Source organism: Paenibacillus terricola, from assembly GCF_014779765.1.
GTDB lineage: Bacteria > Bacillota > Bacilli > Paenibacillales > Paenibacillaceae > Paenibacillus_T > Paenibacillus_T terricola.
This window is the reverse complement of the sequence record NZ_JACXZA010000005.1, coordinates 279,910-302,831: the sequence shown is the minus strand read 5'-3', so window position 1 is coordinate 302,831 and position 22,922 is coordinate 279,910. Positions and strand designations below refer to the sequence as shown.

The 22,922-nt window shown below is 51.6% G+C and carries 20 protein-coding genes; 13 read left to right on the top strand and 7 right to left on the bottom strand.

All coding sequences use genetic code 11. The annotated features are described in order from the left end of the window. Positions 1 to 260: 260 nt before the first annotated feature. From H8B09_RS20230 to H8B09_RS20200, 7 genes are all read left to right on the top strand, one after another. Positions 261 to 1,397 (top strand): amidase domain-containing protein, encoded by a 1,137-nt coding sequence (locus tag H8B09_RS20230; RefSeq protein ID WP_191205382.1) that lies wholly within the window; start codon positions 261 to 263, stop codon positions 1,395 to 1,397. Between the two features lie 57 nt (positions 1,398 to 1,454). Then, on the top strand, positions 1,455 to 2,564 hold the full coding sequence (locus H8B09_RS20225) for a D-alanine--D-alanine ligase (protein WP_191205381.1): 1,110 nt from the start codon (positions 1,455 to 1,457) through the stop codon (positions 2,562 to 2,564). A 73-nt stretch (positions 2,565 to 2,637) separates the two neighbouring features. Then, the gene (locus H8B09_RS20220; protein ID WP_110045716.1) at positions 2,638 to 2,958 is read left to right on the top strand and encodes a hypothetical protein; all 321 of its coding nucleotides are present in this window, start codon (positions 2,638 to 2,640) and stop codon (positions 2,956 to 2,958) included. Beyond that, on the top strand, positions 2,955 to 4,016 hold the full coding sequence (gene uvsE / locus H8B09_RS20215) for a UV DNA damage repair endonuclease UvsE (protein ID WP_191205380.1): 1,062 nt from the start codon (positions 2,955 to 2,957) through the stop codon (positions 4,014 to 4,016). The genes H8B09_RS20220 and uvsE overlap by 4 nt, the downstream gene beginning before the upstream one ends. Positions 4,017 to 4,117: 101 nt before the next feature. Then, entirely contained in the window at positions 4,118 to 4,936 is an 819-nt protein-coding gene (locus H8B09_RS20210) for a sulfite exporter TauE/SafE family protein (protein WP_397376090.1), read from the top strand. A gap of 91 nt (positions 4,937 to 5,027) precedes the next feature. Next, positions 5,028 to 5,879, top strand: coding sequence for an inositol monophosphatase family protein (locus H8B09_RS20205; RefSeq protein WP_191205379.1), 852 nt, complete (start codon positions 5,028 to 5,030; stop codon positions 5,877 to 5,879). A 169-nt stretch (positions 5,880 to 6,048) separates the two neighbouring features. Further along, positions 6,049 to 6,681: a phosphatase PAP2 family protein gene (locus tag H8B09_RS20200; protein ID WP_318152666.1), complete on the top strand. Its 633-nt coding sequence runs from the start codon at positions 6,049 to 6,051 to the stop codon at positions 6,679 to 6,681. 126 nt (positions 6,682 to 6,807) lie between these two features. Here H8B09_RS20200 and H8B09_RS20195 read toward each other — a convergent pair whose 3' ends face one another. The 4 genes from H8B09_RS20195 to H8B09_RS20180 all read right to left on the bottom strand — a co-directional run bounded on the left by H8B09_RS20195 (position 6,808) and on the right by H8B09_RS20180 (position 13,439). Continuing rightward, positions 6,808 to 9,060, bottom strand: coding sequence for a sensor histidine kinase (locus tag H8B09_RS20195; protein WP_191205377.1), 2,253 nt, complete (start codon positions 9,058 to 9,060; stop codon positions 6,808 to 6,810). Further along, the gene (locus H8B09_RS20190; RefSeq protein ID WP_191205376.1) at positions 9,038 to 9,730 is read right to left on the bottom strand and encodes a response regulator transcription factor; all 693 of its coding nucleotides are present in this window, start codon (positions 9,728 to 9,730) and stop codon (positions 9,038 to 9,040) included. The genes H8B09_RS20195 and H8B09_RS20190 overlap by 23 nt, the downstream gene beginning before the upstream one ends. A 1,159-nt stretch (positions 9,731 to 10,889) precedes the next feature. Continuing rightward, positions 10,890 to 12,200 (bottom strand): glutamate-1-semialdehyde 2,1-aminomutase, encoded by a 1,311-nt coding sequence (locus H8B09_RS20185; protein WP_191205375.1) that lies wholly within the window; start codon positions 12,198 to 12,200, stop codon positions 10,890 to 10,892. Positions 12,201 to 12,353: 153 nt separating this feature from the next. Continuing rightward, a complete protein-coding gene (locus tag H8B09_RS20180) occupies positions 12,354 to 13,439 on the bottom strand; it encodes an LCP family protein (protein WP_191205374.1) in 1,086 nt (361 codons plus the stop codon). Positions 13,440 to 13,833: 394 nt separating this feature from the next. Here H8B09_RS20180 and H8B09_RS20175 point away from each other — a divergent pair, with 394 nt between their 5' ends. From H8B09_RS20175 to H8B09_RS20165, 3 genes are read left to right on the top strand one after another with little or no spacing between them, the layout of a single operon-like run. Next, positions 13,834 to 14,916, top strand: coding sequence for an ABC transporter ATP-binding protein (locus H8B09_RS20175; RefSeq protein WP_191205373.1), 1,083 nt, complete (start codon positions 13,834 to 13,836; stop codon positions 14,914 to 14,916). Continuing rightward, positions 14,913 to 15,707, top strand: coding sequence for an ABC transporter permease (locus tag H8B09_RS20170; RefSeq protein ID WP_191205372.1), 795 nt, complete (start codon positions 14,913 to 14,915; stop codon positions 15,705 to 15,707). Before H8B09_RS20175 ends, H8B09_RS20170 begins: the two co-directional genes overlap by 4 nt. Before the next feature lie 8 nt (positions 15,708 to 15,715). Continuing rightward, positions 15,716 to 16,507: an ABC transporter permease gene (locus H8B09_RS20165; protein WP_191205371.1), complete on the top strand. Its 792-nt coding sequence runs from the start codon at positions 15,716 to 15,718 to the stop codon at positions 16,505 to 16,507. A gap of 117 nt (positions 16,508 to 16,624) precedes the next feature. On the opposite strand, the gene H8B09_RS20160 is transcribed toward H8B09_RS20165, so the two are convergent. Next, entirely contained in the window at positions 16,625 to 17,245 is a 621-nt protein-coding gene (locus tag H8B09_RS20160) for a TetR/AcrR family transcriptional regulator (protein ID WP_191205370.1), read from the bottom strand. A gap of 126 nt (positions 17,246 to 17,371) precedes the next feature. Between H8B09_RS20160 and H8B09_RS20155 the strand changes: the two genes are divergently transcribed. Together H8B09_RS20155 and bcp are read left to right on the top strand one after the other, a co-directional pair. Further along, complete coding sequence (locus tag H8B09_RS20155; RefSeq protein WP_224753802.1) at positions 17,372 to 19,603, top strand: MMPL family transporter; 2,232 nt, start codon at positions 17,372 to 17,374, stop codon at positions 19,601 to 19,603. Between the two features lie 99 nt (positions 19,604 to 19,702). Beyond that, positions 19,703 to 20,212: a thioredoxin-dependent thiol peroxidase gene (gene bcp, locus H8B09_RS20150; RefSeq protein ID WP_191205369.1), complete on the top strand. Its 510-nt coding sequence runs from the start codon at positions 19,703 to 19,705 to the stop codon at positions 20,210 to 20,212. Between the two features lie 397 nt (positions 20,213 to 20,609). Here bcp and H8B09_RS20145 read toward each other — a convergent pair whose 3' ends face one another. Beyond that, positions 20,610 to 21,767: a cation diffusion facilitator family transporter gene (locus tag H8B09_RS20145; RefSeq protein ID WP_191205368.1), complete on the bottom strand. Its 1,158-nt coding sequence runs from the start codon at positions 21,765 to 21,767 to the stop codon at positions 20,610 to 20,612. 163 nt (positions 21,768 to 21,930) lie between these two features. Here H8B09_RS20145 and H8B09_RS20140 point away from each other — a divergent pair, with 163 nt between their 5' ends. Continuing rightward, the gene (locus H8B09_RS20140; RefSeq protein ID WP_191205663.1) at positions 21,931 to 22,293 is read left to right on the top strand and encodes an ArsR/SmtB family transcription factor; all 363 of its coding nucleotides are present in this window, start codon (positions 21,931 to 21,933) and stop codon (positions 22,291 to 22,293) included. Between the two features lie 397 nt (positions 22,294 to 22,690). On the opposite strand, the gene H8B09_RS20135 is transcribed toward H8B09_RS20140, so the two are convergent. Further along, positions 22,691 to 22,897 carry a hypothetical protein gene (locus H8B09_RS20135; protein ID WP_191205367.1) on the bottom strand — a complete coding sequence of 69 codons (207 nt, stop codon included), beginning with the start codon at positions 22,895 to 22,897 and terminating at the stop codon, positions 22,691 to 22,693. Positions 22,898 to 22,922 lie beyond the last annotated feature (25 nt).

The following is a 22,922-nucleotide window of genomic DNA, read 5'->3' as shown; positions in this document are numbered from 1 at the left end:
TATTGTCGTCGCGTTTCACTAGATGAAACACGATTTCACAAAATGCTTCTGACTACAGTATATCGTGATTGATGGGGCTACGTAAAGCCTGTTTGCAAGGTTTTCGACTGCCAATTCTCATGAATGGGCTGCTGCCCACATATGATAGAAGAAGCGTCTTTTGTGGTAGTAAATAAGCAGATGCTTCTGAAGCAAGCAATTTGCTAAGCAGAGTGACTTTGAGCTAAGTCTCAAAGTTCCTGATGTCAGGAGGGATGAACATGCCGCGTTCAGCAAGTCGTACAGCCGGCAAACGCGGCGGTATAGCGCCGCGGATACCTCAGCATCGCCAAGTGCTGCCGTCTCCGCCACAGCCGCCGCCTGCAGCCGAAACCTGGAAGACAGGCGTACATGCGTACGTTAAGCTGTTCAACCAAGCGGAGGTCGATCAGCACCCGTCTGTCTTTGACGAATTGATCGCTGATCAAGATCACCTGCTTCGGCTCGGCAGCCGTCTTGAGCGGCTGCGGGAACGCGATCTGCTGCGCGGCGTGTTGTCCTCCCGCAGCGAGACAAAGGCGGAGATCGTCCGTGTGAATGAGTCTGCCGCCGAAACCTCGGTCTTGCTAAAGCTCCGTATAAAGCGAATTATGGAACAGAAAAGCCGAACCTATACAGAGGAGAGACTCGAGCACGAACGATTGTGGCTGGCGCTAGACGGTAAGAAGTGGGTCATTACGCGCGTTGAGCCAGTCGTGTCCGAGCGCCGTCCCCGATTTGGCGCTAACGAGCAGTTACTGCTGCCGGAAGAAGGAGACATTCTGTTCGGCGGTGAACAGCGGCGATCTCGTCCGCCTTCGGCACCGTTCTTAAATTATGATATTTTGCCCGAATTCAAACAGCGTGCCAAGCAAATTTATCGAAGGGACCTTGCTGCCGCCTACGCCGATAGATGGTGGAACGAAGGGAATCCTTCCTATGAGCTGTTCGAGGTCAATTGCACGAACTATGTGTCCCAGTGCATCTTTGCAGGCCATGCGCCGATGCACTATACTGGTAAAAGAGATAGCGGATGGTGGTATCAAGGGCGCAGCGGCGGCCGTGAGAATTGGAGCTACAGCTGGGCCGTTGCCAATGCGCTCCAATCGTTTCTTGCCTCCGGCAAGAACGGCGGCATGCGGGGGACGATGGTGGAATCCGCAGATCAGCTGCAGCTCGGCGATGTGATTCTCTATGACTGGAACGGCGATTACCGTTATCAGCACAGCACGATTGTAACGGCGTTCGATGTCGACGGCATGCCGCTCGTCAACGCCAATACGGTTGCCAGCCGACATCGTTATTGGGACTACAAAGATTCATATGCATGGACGGAGAAGACAAGATACCGATTATTTCATCTGGCCGATCAATTCTGAATGAAGGCAATAATTCATTAGAAGGCCGTAATTACGAGCAAGCGGAGGAAAAGTGAAATGGGCGAGAAGGTTCGCGTAGGTTTGATCTACGGGGGAAAATCAGGAGAGCATGAAGTATCGCTTCGCACTGCGCTTGCAGTGATGGGCGAATTTGACTATAACCGTTACGAGGTAAAACCATTCTACATTACGCAGGATGGTCAGTGGCGTTCAGGCGACGTGCTGTTGGCGCCGCCGAAGGACACTGCTGTCCTTCGTCTGGAAGGGAATAACGGAGAAGGCGCTGCGCTGGCACCTGTATTCCAAGGTCTGCAGACGGGCGCAGCAGGCGGCGAGAGCCGCGCGCTGGACGTTATTTTCCCGCTGCTGCATGGCACGTTTGGTGAAGATGGCACGATTCAAGGCCTGCTGGAGATGGCGAATATCCCATACGTAGGCGCTGGCGTCCTGGCATCGGCAGTTGGCATGGACAAAATTGTAATGAAGAAAGTGTTCGCGCACGAAGGGCTCGCGCAGTGCATGTTCCGTTACTTCAACCGTACGCAATGGGAGAAGGATTCGAGCTACCACATCAACGAGATCGAGATCTCGCTTGGCTACCCTTGCTTCATTAAACCAGCTAACTTGGGTTCCAGCGTTGGCATCTCCAAGGCAAGAAACCGCGAAGAGCTGGTTGCAGCGATCGATTTCGCATTCCGCTACGACCGCAAGGTCATCGTAGAGGAATTCGTTGATGCGCGCGAGATCGAAGTGAGCGTGCTTGGCAACGATGAGCCGCGTGCGTCCGTACCGGGCGAGATTCGCGCTTCGAATGATTTTTACGATTATAAAGCAAAGTATATTGATGGAACCTCTGTAATGGAAATTCCGGCGAACATCCCGCAAGAGACGTCGGATGCGGTTCGTGAGCTGGCGCTTCGCGCTTATCAGGCGATCGACGGATCGGGGCTGTCCCGCGTCGACTTCTTCCTGCGTAAGTCCGATGGCGAGCTTCTCATCAATGAAGTGAATACGATGCCTGGTTTTACGCCATTCAGCATGTATCCGCTCATGTGGAAAGAGACGGGCGTTCCTTATAGCGAGCTGCTCGACACACTGATTGAACTGGCGCTGCAGCGTCATGCCGACAAGCAGCGAATCGAATACGGCGGCGGTTCCCCTCTCTAAGGGACCGCTTTGCACATCGGACAAGCTATTATCAGCATTTCATATTCGTAAAGAGCAGGGAGGCGGCACAATCATGGGTTTTCAGACTGAGTTCAATTCCGTATGCAAATTCAAGTCGGAGCAGGAGCTGTACGAGCTGCTGGAGTATGGTCGCGGCAAAATGGTCAAAAAAGACTTCCGCGTATTCCCGACAGGCCAGAAGGTAATTGCTTATTCACCGAGCAACCAAGCGATTGCGATCGTTCGCATCGTCGCTTCGATCGCGGAGATTAACTTCCAAGGCGAAGAAGTGACGCAAGTTGAGATGGAATTGGTTCGGAAGCTGACGGAGGAAGAAGCGCGCGTGCAGACGGCGCTTGCGTACGAAATGTTCTTCGGAGAGCAAGGCGCATGATTGTACGGTTCGGATTCGTAGCGATGAGCATGCTGCTGGAGAAGGCGTCTCCTTCAAGGACGATGACCTACGCGAATTTCTCGAAGCTCGATGACCGGGAGGCTGCGCTGCGCAAGTTGGAGCGGCTGGCTGAGGAGAACTTGAACAATACGCTTCGGTTGCTGCGTCATTGCCGAGGCAGCGGCGTTCAAGTGTACCGTTTCTCGTCCAAGCTTATTCCGCTTGCTACGCATGATGCGGTGAAGGATTGGAATCCATACCCGGCGTTGGCGGACAAGTTCGCGGAGATCGGCGCCTTCGTGCGTGATAACGGCATGCGCGTATCGTTTCATCCGGACCATTTTTGTGTATTTAGTACCCCTAGGCCTGAAGTGCTGGCCAGCTCCCGTAATGACATGGAATACCATGTGCGGATGCTGGAGGCGATGGGGCTTAACGAGTCGGCCAAAAATAATATCCACGTCGGCGGCGCCTACGGCGACAAACTGGTGTCGGGCGATCGATTCATCGAACAGTTCAGCGGACTGGACGAGCGGCTGCGCCGCCGCGTAACGCTGGAGAACGACGACAAAACGTTTAATGTCCGCGAAACGCTTGGCATTGCTGAGGCAGTGGAAGTGCCGATGGTGTTGGACATTCATCACCATGCAGTCAATGATGGCGGCGAGACCGAGGAGTCGCTCATCGGCGAGCTATGGCCGCGTATCATCGGTACTTGGCAGCGAGAGAATGAGCGGTTGGCGAAGGACTCAGATGTTATCGAGTCGATTGGTGCAGCGACGCCTGATTGGCCCGGTGGTCCGATGATGCTGCCGCCGAAGATTCACGCTTCCAGTCCGAAGAGTGTCACTGACCCTCGCGGTCATGCTGACTATGTGGATCCTGAGCCGCTGCTGCGGTTTCTGCAGTCGGTCGCCGATTCTGTGCCGATGATCGACTGCATGCTGGAAGCGAAGCAGAAGGACGATGCGGTGTTCCGCTTAATGGATGATTTTCGCACTATGCAGGCGCAAGGGGAACGGGTTCGAGTCGTCGGCCCATCGGCGATTGAGTTGTAACTGTAAGAGGAGGCTGCCACCACGTTAGGGTGGCGGCCTCCAGCCATGATCGATGGGACAGTCTATCCAGACATATACATAAGGAAGAAGGAACGAGTTTGCTGGAGATCATCATGCTTGCTTTGCTGGGCCTTATCTCCGCTGTGTTCGGCAGCATCGTCGGGCTTGGCGGCGGCATCATTATCGTGCCGGCTTTGACATTGCTAGGCGCAGAGCTTACGGGCAGCACAGTTGAGCATCCAACGGCGGTTGGCACTTCGCTTGCCGTGCTTATTGTCACAGCGTTGGCATCAACGATGTCATATGCTAAGAAGCGTCGCGTCGATTGGCGCAGCGGATGGATGCTGTTTATTACCAGCGGACCCGCCGCAATGGTGGGTTCTGCCTTGACCGGGCATATTAAGGGCGGCGCATTCCAGCTGTCATTCGGTATTTTCATGCTGCTGATGGCAGGTTTACTGGTTGCGCGCGACTATATGAAGCCAATTGCGAAGCAATGGCCAGTCGTACGTACATACACGGATGACAAAGGGGTTACGCATGAGTACGGTTATGCCGTACTGCCTGCGCTTCTGGTCGGGCTGCTAGTGGGCCTAATCTCAGGATTGTTCGGCATTGGCGGCGGTTCGCTGTTCGTGCCGGTTATGGTGCTGCTGTTCCGGTTCCCGCCGCATGTGGCGACGGCAACCTCGATGTTCGTCATTTTCTTATCTTCGATACTAGGAACAGGCGTGCACGCCTATCTGGGCGAGACGAATTGGTGGATTGTACTGATGCTTGTGCCTGGCGCATGGATCGGCGGCAAGTTGGGTGCATATATCGCTTCGAAAATGACGGGAAAAGCGCTGCTGTGGCTGCTTCGAGTCACATTTGTTGTGATGGCGGCGCAGCTCATTATTGAAGGGTTGTCAGAAATGTAGGCGGTCTGAATGCCGAAACAGGCGAAACTTTGAAGGCCTTAGGACGTATTGTAATTTAAATCATGCAGTGTGTTGTTGGAAGGGGTGCGTAATGGTGAGCGAACAGGACACGCCCGTAATCGGGGGCAAAAGCTTCACAGCCGTTGCAATCAACTGCGCGGCCAAAGCAGGTGAATGGATTAAGACGAAGCTCGGTAAGCATACGAGTCTTTCATTGAAATATTCGGCGCAAGACCTTGTTACGGAAGTGGACAAGGGCGCAGAGAAAATGATTCGTAATCTGATTATGATTCAATTTCCCCATCATTCTTTTCTAGGCGAAGAAGGCGTTGAGCCTGGGCCGGAAGCGTCGGCGCAGGCGCTGCAAGAAATGCAGGATGAGGAATACTTGTGGATCGTTGATCCCGTCGATGGCACGACGAACTTCGTTCATGGCTTCCCGTTCTTCTCGGTATCCATCGCATTGGCGCATAAGGGCGAGGTAATCGTCGGCGTTGTGTACGATCCGATGCGCGATGAGTTGTTCGTAGCCGAGAAGGGCAAAGGCGCTTATGTGCATGGCCAGGTAATGAGCGTCTCTGAAGAAGGAACGCTCCGCGAAGGTTTGATTGCGACAGGTTTCCCGGCAAGCCCTGAGAACGCTCGATTGAATATGCAAAGCTTGCAGGCTATCGCGCCGCAGGTACGCAACATCCGTTCCGGCGGATCGGCTGCTCTACATATGGCGTATGTAGCAGCGGGACGTTTAAGCGGCTTCTGGGAATACGGCCTCAATGCTTGGGATATTGCAGCAGGCTCGCTGCTTATCAAGGAGTCGGGCGGTATCGTTACCGACATCGTAGGCGAACCCTACCATCTTGGTGTACGCCATGTTGCGGCATCGAACGGCAAAGTGCACGACAGCTTCATTAGCGAGCTGAAGAAGTCGGCGATACACGGTTAATGGTCGAATGAAATTCCAGAATACGTCCTCGTAGACTGATGTGCAGACAGGCACGATGACTAGAAGAATCCTCTAACCTTCGCTTTGAGCGGGGGAAGAGGATTTTTCTTTAGAACGTACAGGCTTTATCATTTCTATGCAGACTGTAGGTGCACAAATGAGAGAGCTAGTGCTGAGATGGAAACATATGATTGGTATACTCACGATCCCCGTTCAGGGGATGTTATATGTTTGGATTAGCGAACGATTTGGTGCGAATAGTAGGTTGGATTACACTTGGATAGATACGAAAATTCCGTTTGTGGAATGGTTCATCTTTCCCTATATGAGCTGGATGCCGGTGCTTTATGCAAGTTTTATATATCTGGCCATAAGAATGCGGGAGATCTACTGGAGAACGCTTATCATTTATAACATTGCAGTAATGGCCGGAAACATTTGTTTCTGGTTATTTCCTACCTATGTGCCGCGTCCTGATATTCCTAATAATGATAGGATACATGATCTCGTCAATTTTATGTATCAAGCGGATGCCCCATACAATTGTTTTCCGAGCATCCACTGTTTGACTAGTTATTTGTTATTTATAACTCTTCAGCGGCAGATGAACGTTAAGGCTCCGCTGCGAACGATGTGGTCGGTTTTATTATGGCTTATTATTGCATCCACTGTTTTTGTCAAACAGCACTCGCTCTTAGATGTATTAGGCGGAATTGCATTCGCTGAGATTGTTTATCGGCTTGTCTATTACGCTTACAGCCGGAATTATAACCAAGACAAAGAATTCAACCTTAAGTACTAGTCTGTAAAACCGTACAATAAAGCAGTCGATTATAGTCCCAAACACATCTTAATCTGTAAGGCCTTATTCATTCAAAAGCCCCTAATCCTCGCTTCAGCGAGAATTAGGGGCTTTTGCGTCTTATCGTCAGGAGGCAGCTTGCGCAACTTCCAGCGGAAGGATGACAGAGGCTTTAAATAGGTCGCCATCGGTTTCTAATATCAGATGGCCATCGTGAAGATCAACAATGGACTTAGCAATTGCAAGTCCAAGGCCCGACCCTTCGGTATGGCGTGACGTATCCCCGCGCTTGAACCTTTCGAACAGTTCATCGGGATTATCGCCGATCTCGTACTTAGATATATTTTTGAATGAAATCATGACGTCTTGTCGTTCCGATACTTGTATCGCAATATAAGCGCGTGTATTGTTCATCGAATATTTCACCATGTTCCCGATGAGATTATCGAATGCGCGCCACAGCTTCTGGCCATCTGCAAGCGTGTAGATCGGTTCTTCCGGCAAAGAGATGCGGAATTGTACGTCAGAACTGTCCATCACGTCCTTGTATTCTGCCAGTGCCTGATGCATGAGTTGAACGAGGTCTGTCTTCGCATGGATCAGCTTCGCGTTGCCGCTTGCCATGGTTGACACTTCGAATAAGTCGTCGATCATCGTCTTTAATCGCTTTGATTTCTGATCGATAATCTCGACGTAGGCAGCTCGCTCGTCATCGGTTGCATCCTCGGATTTCAATAGCTCTGCGTAGGTGATAATCGAAGTTAGCGGCGTACGCAGATCGTGACTGACGTTAGTAATGAGCTCTGTCTTTAACCGTTCACTCTTTGCTTGCTCATTCTGCAGCGTCTTAACGCCTCGTCTTAATGCATTGATATTGATCGCAAGCGATGTGACTACACTATTTCCTGACTGAGGCAGCTCGCTAGGTGTTCGGCCTGCGACTAATTCATCCGCTGCTTGGGCGACTCGGTTCAGATAGGCAAACTGCCGAATATATAGCAGCAGCATGGCGATTACAGCAATGGCGAGAATCGGTGACAACAAGAAGAATGAGGCGTCACCCCTCCGAACGAACGAATATGCCGCGCATCCTTCAATAAAGCCTATTCCAATTACGATTGAAGTGAAAGCAAGCAGTCGTATTCCCGTGTTTTGATAAATAAAAGAGTCCTTCACCTGATTCTTTACTGAAGCGAAATTGGCTTTCGCACGGATGACGCCGCGCATCAACAAGGAACGAGTCCATTCCTGTCTGATATCACTCCGGTTGCTTAGCGGATTGGTAAACAGCTGCCCTTGAAGAAGGATCAGCATCATACCTATCGTTGCGATTATGATGATGAATAGAAGCTTTCCGCCGTCAACCATAGGTGTATGGATGAAGGAGATAAACTGATCCGCTAAGCGAGCGATCAAATTGATCGTCAGCAGGGATGATGCGGCCAGAAGCAGTATTCGCATATCCACAGGAATCTGAAGATAGTTCGTTTTTAACCGCTCTCTTTCTGTTCGAACGACCAACCATTGTCTCATTCGGAGAAGGCATAAGACGAGTAAAGCTGTGCCTAACAGGCAGTAGCCGAACAAGAGGATTTGTTCTTGTCTGTATTTGTGGGCAGCATCCAGCAGCGGACTGGTTTTGGGAACGGCAATATAGCCACGATAAGGGACGATGGAGTCGTTCAGAAGCTCGTGTCCTTGTATCCAGTTATGCAAGGAGTTGTTGACATCCGTCCTGTAATCCGTGATATAGCTGTAGCTGTCGCCGAATAATTGATTCACAGCGGCGTACTCATTCTGAGCGCTTAGACTCGTATGTACAGTACCTGTGGGAACACTGCGGAAATAATAGTCGAACTGATCCCGAAGATTATTAAATTCAGTGCGGGAATATTCTCGCTCCTCGTAATAGCTGTCGATTTGTTGTTCCTTCTCCTTGCGAATAAGTGCTGTGACATAATCATCATCTTTGTACAGCTTCATCAGATTCTCTTGCTCCTGATCCCGTTTAGCCGTATAGAAGTCAGCAACTTTATCGTTCTTGTTGGCGGTAGCATCTTGAATGAGAGGTTCGTATTCGTCCCGGAGATTATTGAGTTGATCCGAAAGAGAGCCTTGGTGGTTGCGATATTCGATGATTTCGTTATCCACGATTGTGATGGATGATTTGGCTTCCTGCCTGGAGATCGCGTTTAGCTCGAACAAGTTCAGGTAGGAGGCAAATTGATCAAGCTGCTGAGTAAAATCCGGTGTCCGATAGTAATCGCGATGCAGGTAACGGCTCCCTTGATCGAAGAACGCAATGGGGCCGCTCAAACCAATGACCAACAGGAAAGCGCAGAGCGCGAATAAGGTGCTATTTTTCCATTTTGTATCCAATGCCCCATACCACCTTCAAATATCTCGGATTTTTAGGATCGAACTCGATCTTCTCGCGTATTTTGCGGATGTGAACAGCAACCGTATTCTCCGCATTATAACCAGGCTCTCTCCAGACGCGTTCATAGATTTCCTGAATGGAGAGGACTCGTCCTGCGTTGGTCATCAGCAGCTCCACGATCTTATACTCGATAGGCGTCAGCTTTACCGCTTCGCCATTCACGCTTACTTCTTTGGCGTCTTGATTCAACGTAAGTCCGCGTATATCGATCATTCGCTTGATGCCTTCGTAAGAGCCGAATGTTACATATCTTCTTAGCAGTGATTTCACCCTTGCAATAAGCTCCATCGGATTAAACGGCTTGGTGACATAGTCATCCGCTCCGACATGGAGCCCTAGAATTTTATCGCTGTCCTCGCTCTTCGCACTCAGGATGAGGATAGGGAGGTTACGATTTTCCCGAATTCTGAAGGTAGCCGTTATACCGTCAACTCTGGGCATCATGATGTCCAAAATGATGAGATGTACTTCACTTGCCTCCAACATTTCCAGTGCTTCTAATCCATCCTTTGCTTTCAGCACGGATATGCCCTCATGCTTCAAGTAAATCTCAATGGCGTCGCGTATTTCTTTATCGTCGTCGACGACCAGCACCGTGCGCTGCTCCATCGGTTTCTATCCCTCCTGTGACTCATCTGTTTCCTAACACAATTGTAAATAAAAAGTCTTAACATTCGTTAATCAAATTTATGAAGAACTTCTTAATATTCACGTCTCCATTATGAGGGGAGTAGACAATATAGTCTTGAAAATGAAATAAGCGCTGTTCAGCAAAGCTGAGCAGCGCTTATTTCATTCCCAAACACACTATCAAAGCACCAACAGAAAGCCGTGCACCACAGGGGCACGCAACTCCCAACACGCAGTAGCCCTCATGCGTCTCTGTCCAGCTCTAACGGACTGAGATGCAGCTATTCGCACCAAAATAAACAACTCAGATTCTAAAGGACTCACATGTACTTATAAGACGAATTATCTTATATGAAGCTCACATTTCGATCAAATAGCGCTTGTGAAGTCCGTTAGCGCTCAAAATAGGCTCTTCAACTGTAATTAGCGTCTCTGTGGTCCGTTACAATAGCCTCCCGCTGAAATACCATCAATGGGCGGTGACAGGTGGACATGTGCGAATGAAGTATGCGGACGGAGGATCGTATCTAGATACAGCGAACAGGAGCTTTGCCGCAAGGCGGCAAGAGCGGTGCACATTCCCAGCACGTAGTTTCTTGCACCCGTTGCAGTCCCACACCACTCCATTTCGGTTCCAGGGTTCAGGTGGCCTCCCACCGTAGTACCATCAATGGGCGGTGACAGGTGGACACGTTCGAAGTAAGTATGCGGTCGACTGACCGTACTTAGATACAGCAAGCCATTAGCTTTGCCGCGGATGCGGCAAGAGCGGGCATACGTCCCCGACACGCAGTTTCTTCCACCCGTCGCAATCCCAACACCGCACCATTCCGGTTCCAGGGTTCAGGTGGTCTCCCACCGTAGTATCATCATTGGGCGGTGACAGGTGGACATGTGCGAATGAAGTATGCGGACGGAGGATCGTATCTAGATACAGTGAATAGGAGCTTTGCCGCAAGGCGGCAAGAGCGGTGCACGTACCCTCATAATCAAGAAACCGTCCTTGTGAGGAGTCCAGAGGTCACACGACCTTTGGGGCCCTCCCTTGCAGGGAGGGTTTGGGTGGGTAGAAAAATTGGTTTTAATGGTTTAGAAGATTTATGTTTTAATGAATGAAAATTAGGGGTTCTCAAGGGGATCAAATCCCCTTGAGCGCCCGATCTGCCGCCGCAATCGTCGCATCAACGTCAGCATCGGTGTGCGCCGTCGTCAAGAACCATGCCTCATACTTCGACGGTGCGATGCAGATGCCTTCCTCGAGCAAGCCGCGGAAGAAACGAGCGAATTGCTCGCTGTCGGTCTGCTGCGCTTCCTCGTAGTTCGTGATCGGATGGTCGCAGAAGTGAGTCGAGAACGCGCCGCGGATGCGGTTGATCGTCATCGGTACGCCATGGCGAGCGGCGGCTTCGTTGAAGCCGTCGGCGAGGCGGATCGCAAGGCGCTCCATCTCTTCATAAACGCCTGGTGCGCTTAGCACCTCCAGGCATGCGATACCGGCAGAGATTGAAGCCGGGTTACCGGCCATCGTGCCGGCCTGGTAAGCAGGGCCGAGCGGCGCGACCTGCTCCATAATGATTTTGCGTCCGCCATAGGCGCCGATCGGAAGGCCGCCGCCTATAATTTTGCCCAGTGCCGTCAGGTCGGGTTCAACAGCTGCTTGATCCGGGAACGCATGATACGTCTGCGTGCTGCCATAGTGGAAGCGGAATGCGCTGATAACTTCGTCGTAGATAACGAGTGCGCCAAACTCGCGCGTCACCTTGCAGAGGGCTTCTAGGAAGCCTGGTTTCGGCATAACCATCCCGAAGTTGCCGACAATCGGCTCGACCATGACAGCCGCTGTGTCATCGCCCCAACGCTCAAGTGCAGCGCGAAGCGCATCAATATCGTTGAACGGCACCGTAATAACCTCATGCGCAATGCTCGTCGGAATGCCTGCGCTGTCGGGAATGCCGAGCGTCGAAGGACCGGATCCTGCCGCGACAAGTACAAGGTCCGAGTGGCCGTGGTAACAGCCGGCGAACTTGATGATTTTGCTCCGTTTGGTGTAGGCACGAGCAACACGGATCGTGGACATGACCGCCTCTGTACCAGAGTTGACGAAGCGGACCTTGTCCATCGAAGGGATCGCTTCCTTGAGCATACGGGCTAGCTTAATCTCCAGCTCCGTCGGCGTACCGTATAGGGTACCGTTCGTTGCAGCGCGTATAATCGCTTCCGTAATATGCGGATGAGCATGACCTGTAATAATAGGGCCGTATGCGGCCAAATAATCGATGTATCGGTTGCCGTCAACATCCCAGAAGTAAGCGCCGTTCGCGCGTTCCATGAATACAGGGGCGCCGCCGCCAACCGCTTTGAACGAGCGGGACGGGCTGTTCACGCCGCCGACAATATGCTGCAGTGCTTCTTCATACAATTGCGCGGATCGCGCACGATTCATAGCCATGATTGAATAACCTCCGTTAGTGCAGTACAAACCTAAACGCTATTATACCACTAGCCGCCAGCATTCGCTCCTGCCGCCTGGTTATAAATAAAACCCCTTTCCAACGAAGAGAGCTTACTTGGCTCCATCCGCTCTGAAAGGGGTTAACATGTGTTATTTGCTAGTCGAGCTTGAGCTTGAGCCGCTCGTACTGCCGCTCGTTGAACCATCCGTGGACGTGCCGTCGGTCGACGTACCGTCCGTTGCAGCTGGCGCATTCTTATCCTTCGCCAACTCCTCTTGAACGAACTCGCGGAGCTTGTCCTCGTCCTTGATGCCGATAACCGCTGCGCCGCCGACTTTATCTTCGCCGATCAGGTCCATCGGAGGCACTTGCTCGGTACCTGCAACGCTGACGCCTAGACCAAGCTGGCCCAGCTTCAGCATGTCTTCAACCGTCAGATTCGTCTCGATGTAAGGGGAGACGCTCTTGATGATATCCGTGATGTGAACGATGTTCCAGCCGGACATGATTTTGCTCGCAACGGCTTGCATGAACTCCCGCTGGCGCTCCGTCCGCGTGAAGTCGCTCATCGCGTCATGACGGAACCGCACATATTGCAAGGCATGATCGCCATCGAGATGCTGCTGGCCTTGCTTGAGATGGATATCGTAACGATTGCCGTCGGCATTGTCGACATAGTTCATATCCTTCTCTACATAGAAATCGATGCCGCCGATTGCATCAATGAGTGATTTGAAGCCTTCGAATTCGGTATAAATGTAATATTGAATATCTAGTCCTAGAAGATTCCCGATCGTTGTGCGCGCCAGGCGTTCGCCGCCAAGCGTTACGGCTGTATTGATCCGTCCTTTGCCATGGCCTTCGATATCGACGAAGGAGTCTCGAAGAACGGAGAACACATGCGCTTTCTTCGTAGCTGGATCGATGGATACGACCATCATCGTATCGGAGCGTGCGACTTGGCTTTTCTCCAAGCCGCGGCCATCGCCGCCCATGAGCAGGATGTTGACGCGCTCAGTGCCTTCCCACTTCGGCGGTTCGGCCGTTGTCGTATTTTGATCGTTGAATTGCGTAAACTTGGACTCTTCGTCGCTTTTATTTAAACCGTCCAAAGCGTTGTAGACGCCTACTCCGTAGACAGCTGCCCAGACGAAAAGACCTGCAACAACAATCAGCAAACCGAACAATGACCACATCCACCACGGTCTGCGTTTCCCTTTCTTACGCGCTTCCATTGAATGTCGCTCCTTTTTGGAGTATGCTTTCTTGTGCATCTCGAACAATTACAGATATACACATCATAAAATTATAAAGCTCAGGGGTAGATGGAATCAAGTTATATTGAATTAGCAATTATGAGAAAACCTTTATTTTAGTCTTTTCTGAGAATGAGTCCATTCGTTGAGGGTCGATTTTAGCGAAATAAAAGACTGTAAAAATGCTTATTTTATATGTAAGCTTATATTTCTGCGGGATGAAATGCGCTTACGACCAACGGTTAGAGAAGGCAGGATTGCTTTTCCAGTCAGCGTATAATCATCCATATAAACTGGTAAAGTTTATAAATTCAGATGATGTAAGGTTGATAATAAACTGGTAAATTTGGAAAGACAGAAAGGGGTTCACACATTGTCACGGCTTGCAATCGACGTTCAAGATCTACGCAAACAGTTTAAAGTACAGAACAATCGTGCCGGTCTCGGAGGCGCGCTGAAGGATTTGTTCAAACGCGAGTATCGGGAAATAACGGCAGTGAAAGATATTACGTTCCAAATCCCGCAAGGCGAGATTTGCGGCTACATCGGCGAGAATGGGGCAGGCAAGTCAACAACGATCAAAATGTTGACGGGCATTCTCGTCCCAACCTCCGGCAAGCTGAAGGTGAACGGCTATGTTCCCCATAAGGAACGGGAGAAATTCGTGAAAGAAATCGGCGTCGTCTTCGGTCAGCGCTCGCAGCTCTGGTGGGATATCGGCGTTATCGAGTCGTTCCAGCTCCTTCGCAAAGTGTATCGCGTGCCGGAAGCCGATTTCCGTCGCAGGCTTGATGAACTGGTGGAACGGCTGCAGCTTGGCGAACTTCTGAACCGTCCGGTTCGGAAGCTGAGCCTTGGTCAGCGGATGCGCTGCGAGCTCGTAGCTTCGCTGCTGCACAATCCGTCGATCCTGTTCCTCGATGAACCAACGATTGGTCTCGATATCATCGTAAAGACCGAAATCCGCGAGTTTCTGAAAGGGATGAACAAAGAGCACGGAACGACTATTTTGCTCACAACACATGACCTGCAGGATATCGAAGCATTATGTTCTCGTGTTATTATGCTGGACGACGGACGAATTATTTATGACGGCGGTCTGGAGGAATTGAAGTCGCGCTGGAGCAAAGGACGCGAGATTAAATTCCAATTCGGTTCCGCAGTAAGTATGGAACGTCTGCGTGCGCTAACGGAAGGTCTAGACGGTGTAACGTGGACGCTGGAGAATGGGGTAGAAGCAGCCATGTGGCTGCCGAATGCCATTAATGTATCGGATGCGCTGGCGCGCGTCGTCGGCTCCTCGGCTGATATTCGCGATATCAAAATTATGGAGACGAATACCGACGAGATCGTCCGTGAAATTTACCAGTCGGGCAGCGCCGAGACAAAGGCGGCAGCAGCGGCAGCGCTCGAGATTGCAACGGATTCGGAGAGCAATGGAGCGAATCGGTCATGATGAGCGCGTACATTGATTTTATCCGCATCCGCTTTCTCATGATGCTTGCCTACCGGGTGAATTACTACAGCGGCATCATTATTTACGCAATCAATATCGGTGCTTATTATTTCTTGTGGCAGGCTATTTATGGGGACAAGCAAGTATTGGCGGGCTTCACCGTCGCGCAGATGACGACCTATGTGGCTGTATCTTGGATGGCGCGCGCGTTCTATTTCAACAATCTAGACCGAGAAATCGCCAATGAAATTCGGGATGGCAGCGTCGCAGTCCAATTGATCCGTCCATATTCATATCTAGCGGTGAAAATGATGCAGGGCTTCGGCGAAGGTCTGTTCCGCCTGCTCCTGTTTATGGTTCCTGGCATGATCATCGTATGCTTGTTGTTCCCGGTATCGCTGCCTACCGACCCAAAGGTATGGGCAATCTACTTGGTGATGCTGTTCTTTGCTTTTCTTATTAATACGCAGATCAATATGTTGACCGGCCTGTTCGCTTTCTTCGTGGAGAATAACGAAGGCATGATGCGCATGAAGAGAGTCATTGTCGACCTGTTCTCTGGGGTTATCGTGCCAATCGCGTTCTTCCCGGCCTGGCTGTCGGTTGCGATGAAGTGGCTGCCGTTCCAGGCTATCACCTATTTGCCTAGTGCCGTATTCACGGGCAGAACGCCGCTGTCAGACGCTTGGGGCGTGTTCGGCGTACAGGTTATCTGGTTCGTTGTGCTTCTTATACCGATTCTGTTGATGTGGCGGGCTGCGCGTACGCGGCTGTTCGTGCAAGGGGGTTAACGTTAGCTATGTTCTATTTATCGCTATTCTGGGAATATATGAAGAACTATGCGAAGACGCGCCTTACGTACCGGGCGGACTTCTGGATCGAGGTGCTGTCGGATCTGTTGTTCCAGGGCGTTAACCTCGTCTTCATCCTGATCGTCTTCCAGCAAACCGAGTCGCTTGGCGGCTGGTCGGAGGCGGAAGTTGTATTCGTATACGGATTTTTCATGGTGCCATTCGGCATCTTCGGGACGTTCTTCAACCTGTGGAATTTCTCCGATCGCTATATTGCCAAAGGGGAAATGGACCGCGTACTGACGCGTCCGGCGCATAACCTGTTCCAAGTCATGCTTGAGAATATCGATCCTCCGTCATTATTTGGTTCGCTGGTCGGCATCATCATTATGATCATCAGCTGGACGCAGCTTGATCTGACGTTCTATTGGTGGTTCATTCCGGTAATGGCGCTGTTCACGCTAGGAGCAGTGCTTATCTATATGGGCTTGTACACGGCATTGACGGCGATTTCGTTCTACTCGGACGCGCCAACGGGCATTCTGCCGCTGATGTACAACATTCAGAACTACGGCCGCTATCCCGTTAACATCTACAACAAGATTATCCGGTTCGTACTGACGTGGTTGCTGCCATTTGCTTTCGTGGGCATCATTCCAGCCTCGTATTTCCTAGGCGAGAAACATGACGATATGGCTTCGCTTGCTTTATATACACCGCTGGTAGGTTTGATTGTGTTCGCGATCGGGCTGACCGTGTGGAATACCGGCGTGAAGCGGTATCGCGGAGCGGGCTCTTAAGTTTATAAGAGGAAGTTCAAACACGTGCTTTTATGTAGAAAAAGGAGCTGTTCACAGCTGATTATCGTCGACGATAACCGCTGGGACAGCTCCTTTTTTTGTACAACTTTCCACACATCAACGCTCCGGCGTGACGCCGTTCCAGAACAGATCGATGATCGCCTTCGCCAGCTCCGGCACCGATTCGAACAGATCGGCAGGCTCCTGCCGATTGCCGAGCATCAACATCGCGCTCAGCGTATGCGACAGAAGCAGCGGGTTCGCCTGTCGCATATGGCCCTTATCCATTGCAGCCTGAAAATGAATCGCAAGCACGTCGTGCAGGTTGTGTTCCGTCGCTCTTATCCGGATCAGCTGATCCTCGGTCAGGTTGCTTGACGATTCGCGCATGATGGATTCGAAGTCCATATGCTGAGTGGACATCTTAATGATGGCCAACGTCTCGAGCCCGCTCTTCAAGTCTCTTGCCTCGTGCAGCAGCTTCTCCGTATTCATGCGAGCGCGAGACAGCATCCAGATCAGCGACTCGGTGAAAAGCTCCGCTTTGTTGGCAAAGTGATAATAGAGAGAAGCCTTCGTCATGCCGCATTTCTCTGCGATTAGATTCAAGGAAATCGGCTCATAGCCATTCTCCAAGAACAGGCGGGAGGCGATCTGAATAATCGTATCGCGCGTCGGAGCATCCTGCTCATTGCGTTTCGGACGACCGAGCGATTTTGTTGGACGTTCATTCTTCATATGTTGGACACCTTCATTTAACAAAAAATTCGAATACAGACATTGATTAATTAACCGTACGGTATATATAATTAAAACTAGCTCGACACGCTTATTATAGCATGAACTTTGAACGGAGGATGCAAGATGGCTATGTATGAACGACTTTACTCTACGGTTACGGGAAAGAGGGGACGATGGATCACGCTTCTGATCTGGCTGGTGCTGGCGGTAGTACTGACGGTTGCATTGCCGGCTGTCGGAGACGAGGAGGTGAATAATGCGGCTAACTTGAGCGATGCGAAGCCATCCGTGCAAGCAGCAGCAGTAGACGCAAGAGAATTCCCGAGCGACAGCGGGACGCCTGCGCTGCTTGTGCTTCACCGCGAAGGCGGATTAAGCGCGGAAGACCTGGCTGCGCTGCAGAAGCTGACCGCTCAGTGGGAGGCTGCGCCGCTGCCGGAGCAGGTTGGCGTGCCGCCCCTTCACAAGCTGCCGATGCCTGCCTTGCAGGCAGAGCTGTCCGAAGACGGAAGCACAATCGTAACGCCTGTTCTGTTCGCATCCAGCGCAGACACTGAGAAGCTGAAAGAAAGTTTGGATCAGCTTCGCGAAGAGGCGAAGGCGACGCTGGGCGGCGATCCGTTCAACGCGTCGACGGACGCGGCGGACGCGCTTAGTGCTCGCATCACAGGTCCTGTCGGCATTCAAGTCGACGCGACCGGCTTGTTCAAGAACGCAGACGTTTCGCTGCTCTTGGGAACGGTACTGCTTGTCTTAATTATTTTGCTGCTGATCTATCGTTCGCCTGTACTGGCATTCATTCCGCTTATTGCGGTCGGATTCGCCTATATGGTCGTCAGTCCGATTCTTGGCGCGATGGCGCACGAAGGCTGGATCACGATCGACTCCCAAGGCATATCCATTATGACGGTGCTGTTGTTCGGTGCAGGAACAGACTACTGCTTGTTCCTCATCTCGCAATTCCGTCATCATTTGGGCGAGGTGAAGAGCAAGCGGGAGGCGCTGATGAAGGCGTTGACCGGTTCCGCAGGCGCTATTGCAATGAGCGGCCTGACGGTCGTATTGTCGCTGTCGGCGCTGCTGTTCGCGCAATATGGCGCTTATCACCGATTCGCTGTGCCATTCAGCTTGTCGATTCTCATTATGGCCATCGCCAGCCTGACGCTTGTGCCTGCGCTGCTCGCGATTATTGGCCGCGCATCGTTCTATCCGTTCGTGCCGCGCACGCCGGAGATGATTGCGGAGCGCGCACGCAAGAAAGGCAAGCCAGTGCCGGCGAAGAAAACCGCTCGCGCCGGTCGAATCGGCCGCATCGTCGTTCGCCGCCCGTGGGCTGTCGTGCTCTCGACGGTCATATTGCTCGGCGTATTGGCAGGCTTCTCTTCTCAAGTGAAAGTAACATTCGATATTCTGTCCTCGTTCCCGTCCGATATGGAGTCCCGCGAAGGCTTCAAGGTCATCGGCGAGCAGTTCTCGGAGGGCAGTCTCGCGCCGGTACGCGTCATTGTCGACACGGAGGGCGGCGATGTTAAGGCTGTGTCGGAGCGTCTGTCGAAGCTTCCGTACGTAGCAAGCGTATCTGAACCGGAGCAGGGCAAGGCGAATGCCAATATCGCCGCGATGAACGTTAATCTGACGATGAATCCTTATTCGCTCGAAGCGATGAAGCTTATTCCGCAGCTGCATGATGAAGCGGCTGCCGCGTTGTCGTCATCGGGCAGCGGCACGGCTGCAGACGATCGCGTATGGATCGGCGGTCAAACCGCGGAGCAGTATGACACGAAGGAAACGGGCGATCGCGATACGCGCGTCATCATCCCGATCGTCATCGGCCTCATCACGCTGCTGCTGCTGCTCTATCTCCGCTCCGTCGTGGCGACGGCTTATTTGATCGGCACCGTTATTCTGTCTTATTTTGCCGCGCTGGGACTTGGTTGGATTATTATTCACTATGTGCTTGGTGCCGATGCGATGTCGGGATCGATCCCGCTGTATGCATTCGTGTTCCTGGTTGCGCTCGGCGAGGATTATAACATCTTCATGATCTCGAGCATTTGGGACAAAAGAAAACGGATGCCGCTTAAGCAGGCAATCAGCGAAGGCGTAAGCGAGACCGGCTCCGTCATTACATCGGCGGGCATTATTCTGGCAGGTACGTTCGCGGTGCTGGCGTCGCTGCCGATTCAAGTGCTCGTACACTTCGGTATCGTGACAGCAGTTGGCGTCCTGCTCGATACGTTTATCGTCCGACCGTTCCTCGTGCCTGCGATTACGACGCTGCTGGGACGTGCTGCTTTCTGGCCTGGCAAGCATGAAGAGGTGCAGGAACAGCCTGCCGTAGTCGAACGGCATTAAGACGGAAGCGGCTTGCTTGGTTGAGACGATTCGTATCTGCGTCTTCCATCCTGTATAATGAAGGAATCAACAGTAGGATGGACACAAGGTGGAATGACAATGGGGAAGAAGCTTAAACCAGTCGAGTTAGGGCGCAAAGTCGCTAGTTTCACGTTAGAGGGATCTGGCGGCGGGTCGATCTCGCTGAGCGACTATATAGGGAAGAAGGTCATCATCTTCTTCTATCCGAAGGATATGACGACCGCATGCACGCAGGAGGCTTGCGATTTCCGTGATGCAAGTGAGAAGCTGAGTGCGCACAACACCGTAATCATTGGTATCAGCACAGATGACGTGGCGCGGCATGAACGTTTTATCGCCAAATACGAGCTGCCATACGTGCTGCTGGCCGATCCCGAGCATCAGGTGTGCGAGCAGTTCGGCGTCTGGCAGATGAAGAAGCTGTACGGCCGCGACTATATGGGCATCGTACGATCGACTTTCCTCATTAATGAGAAGGGCGTTCTCGTAGAAGAATGGCGCAACATTCGGGTCAAAGGGCACGTCGATACCGTCCTTGCGGCTATCGAAGCTGCATCCAAGCCCAAATCGAAATCAAAAACGAAATAGCAATTGTCAGCTAAATGAAAGCTGCCTCCAACCTCTGTACGCGACAGTGGGGTGGAGGCAGTTTTTTGTTTTGTTTCATTAAAGTGTTTTCTTATTTGTTTCGTTGAACGTTTCGTTTAAGTCTTTCGATATGATTTATTGATATCCTCAATCTCTGGAACGCTCGAACAAAAGTTGTGACCCAAAGGGTCACACGACTCCCAGCACGTATTAACACACCTACGCGTTGTATCGCTACCATCCCCTTCCGGGGTCCCGGGGTTGGAAACCCTGGGGGCCCTCCCTTGCAGGGAGGGTTTGGGTGGGTAGAACGCTTGAATTAATGGTTTGACTTATTAAATAGTTGATTCATTAATAGTATTGAATCTTTAAGGGGGTCTATAGGGGAGAAGTCCCCCTATACCCTCAGCGGCTCATGCATCCCATCAAACTTCTCGATCTGCAAGGTTGCATGCGTCAGGCCGAATTGGGACTCCAGCTTAGCCAGCGCATCGCGGAGAATGTTCTGGCAATCGATATTCTCTTGCACGAGCAGGTGACCGCTGATTGCGGGAAGTCCGGAAGTGATCGTCCAGATATGCAGATCGTGGACATCACGAACGCCTGCTATGCTGAGCAGCGCCTCGCGGACCTCATCCGAGTCGATGCCTTCCGGTGTACCTTCCATCAGAATATGGAGCACTGATTTCAGAATACCCCATGCGCTGCGCAGAATGAGCAGGGCAACAAGAACGCTGACGACGGGGTCAGCCCAGTTCCATCCGAATAGCGTGACGAGAAGTGCTGCGACAATCGCGCCGACGGAGCCAAGCGCATCGCCGAGAATGTGCAGGTAAGCTGAGCGGACGTTCAGGTTGTTCTCGATATCACCCTTGCGCATAAGTGCCCAGGCGCTCAGGAGGTTAGCCAGCAGGCCGACGGCGGCAATAGCCATCATCGGCAAGCCTGCGACATCTGGCGGCGCATTCAGTCGGTGATAGGCTTCTACGGCTATCATGCCAGCGATGACGAACAACGTCAGCGCGTTGAACAAGGCCGCTAATATTTCGAAGCGGTGATAGCCGTACGTATTCGAAGCGGTCGCTGGCTTCGCCGCGAACCAGAAAGCGACGAGGCTGAGCGCAATCGCTGCGGTATCGCTCAGCATATGCCCGGAGTCGCTGAGCAGCGCGAGCGAGTTGGTCATGAGACCGCCGAAGAATTCAAGCACCATAATGCCGCCAGTAATGCATAGCGCAACGGCAAGCCCTTGACGGTTGCCAGCGCCGCCATGAACATGGCCATGATGGGAGTGTCCGTGATGGCTGTGTCCGTGATGTTGATGGGAATGCCCATGATGAGCATGTGAATGGGTAGGTTTAGGGTTCTGCCCCTCTGAGTGATTGCAAGTCTCGCCATGAATATGGCCGTCAGCATGTGTATGCTCAACATGTGCATGATCGCTGCAGCCCTCATGCGTATGATCTTCATGGGAATGGTCATGCTTAGATTGTCCGAGTTTATCTTTAGTAGGCTCGTTATACTTATGTTGGTCTTCGCTGTTGCGGCTGGTCATTTGCATCTCCCTCCAAATCAGAACATATGAATGATTGCTCATATATTAATTAAATCCATCATACCAGTGGAAGAAGTTGTTCGCAAGCCTTAATGTAATGAACAACCTGCATGACAACGCATACGTATTTCCATGTATAATAGGGGCAGGTGGTGACATTACGATGGACACGATGGACAAATGCGAGCCTATATGCGAAGGCACAGGGCCTGAGACGGCAGAGCGGGTCAGAAACGAACTGCTGGGCGATGAAGCGGCGTCAGCGATGGCCGAGTTGTTCAAGGCGCTGGGCGATCCAACACGAATTCGAATGATTCATGCGCTATCCTTACAGGAGCTATGCGTACACGATCTGACCGAAGCGCTCGGCATGGGGCAGTCGGCTGTCTCGCACCAACTGCGTTATTTGCGCAATCTTCGTATCGTTAAACGCCGTAAGGAAGGCAAGATGGTTTATTACTCCTTAGATGATACGCATATCGAGCAGCTGTTTTTGCTGACGAGACAGCATCTTGCGCACGACTGATCTATAGCGTCGCCTGCAGCGGATCATTGCATTCGCTGTAGGAGCATTCGTATGCGGTGTTTGCGTAAGGCGTGCATATGACGTACATATGAGATGAGAGAGAATCGGTATAGTGGATTGTTATCGGTAATCGCCGATCCCGGCGGGCTGCTCAAGGGACAATTCCCCAATAGGTGCTGCAAGAAGAGCTTGCTGACTCATTCAGCATGATGAGTCGATTTCTCGAATATTCCGCGAATACCACAACATATTGATGGTGAGACGTTCTGGGCTGAAGACGATTATATGCGGCTTAGGAATTTGTCGGTCCTTGGTCGCAGGACTTGGCTGTTCTGTTCGATGAGCATCATCAGGTCCAATCATCCTTCTGTAGGACAACTTCTGTTGCACAATGAACTCATACAGCATCAAACAGCAAGCATCTGTAATAATGAAAGCGTACTATATAGAAGAAATAGATTCGAGGATAGAAGCGGTCTCCTGCTGCCGGGAGGCCGCTTTGCTGTTTTAATGCTTCACTTTGCACAGGGATTTGCAGAAAATCAGACTGTTTTTCACATTGATTTTCTTTTCCACATTTATGAAAAACACCCTCGATTTTCACTTATATTGCCTTCCCCATCAATCGA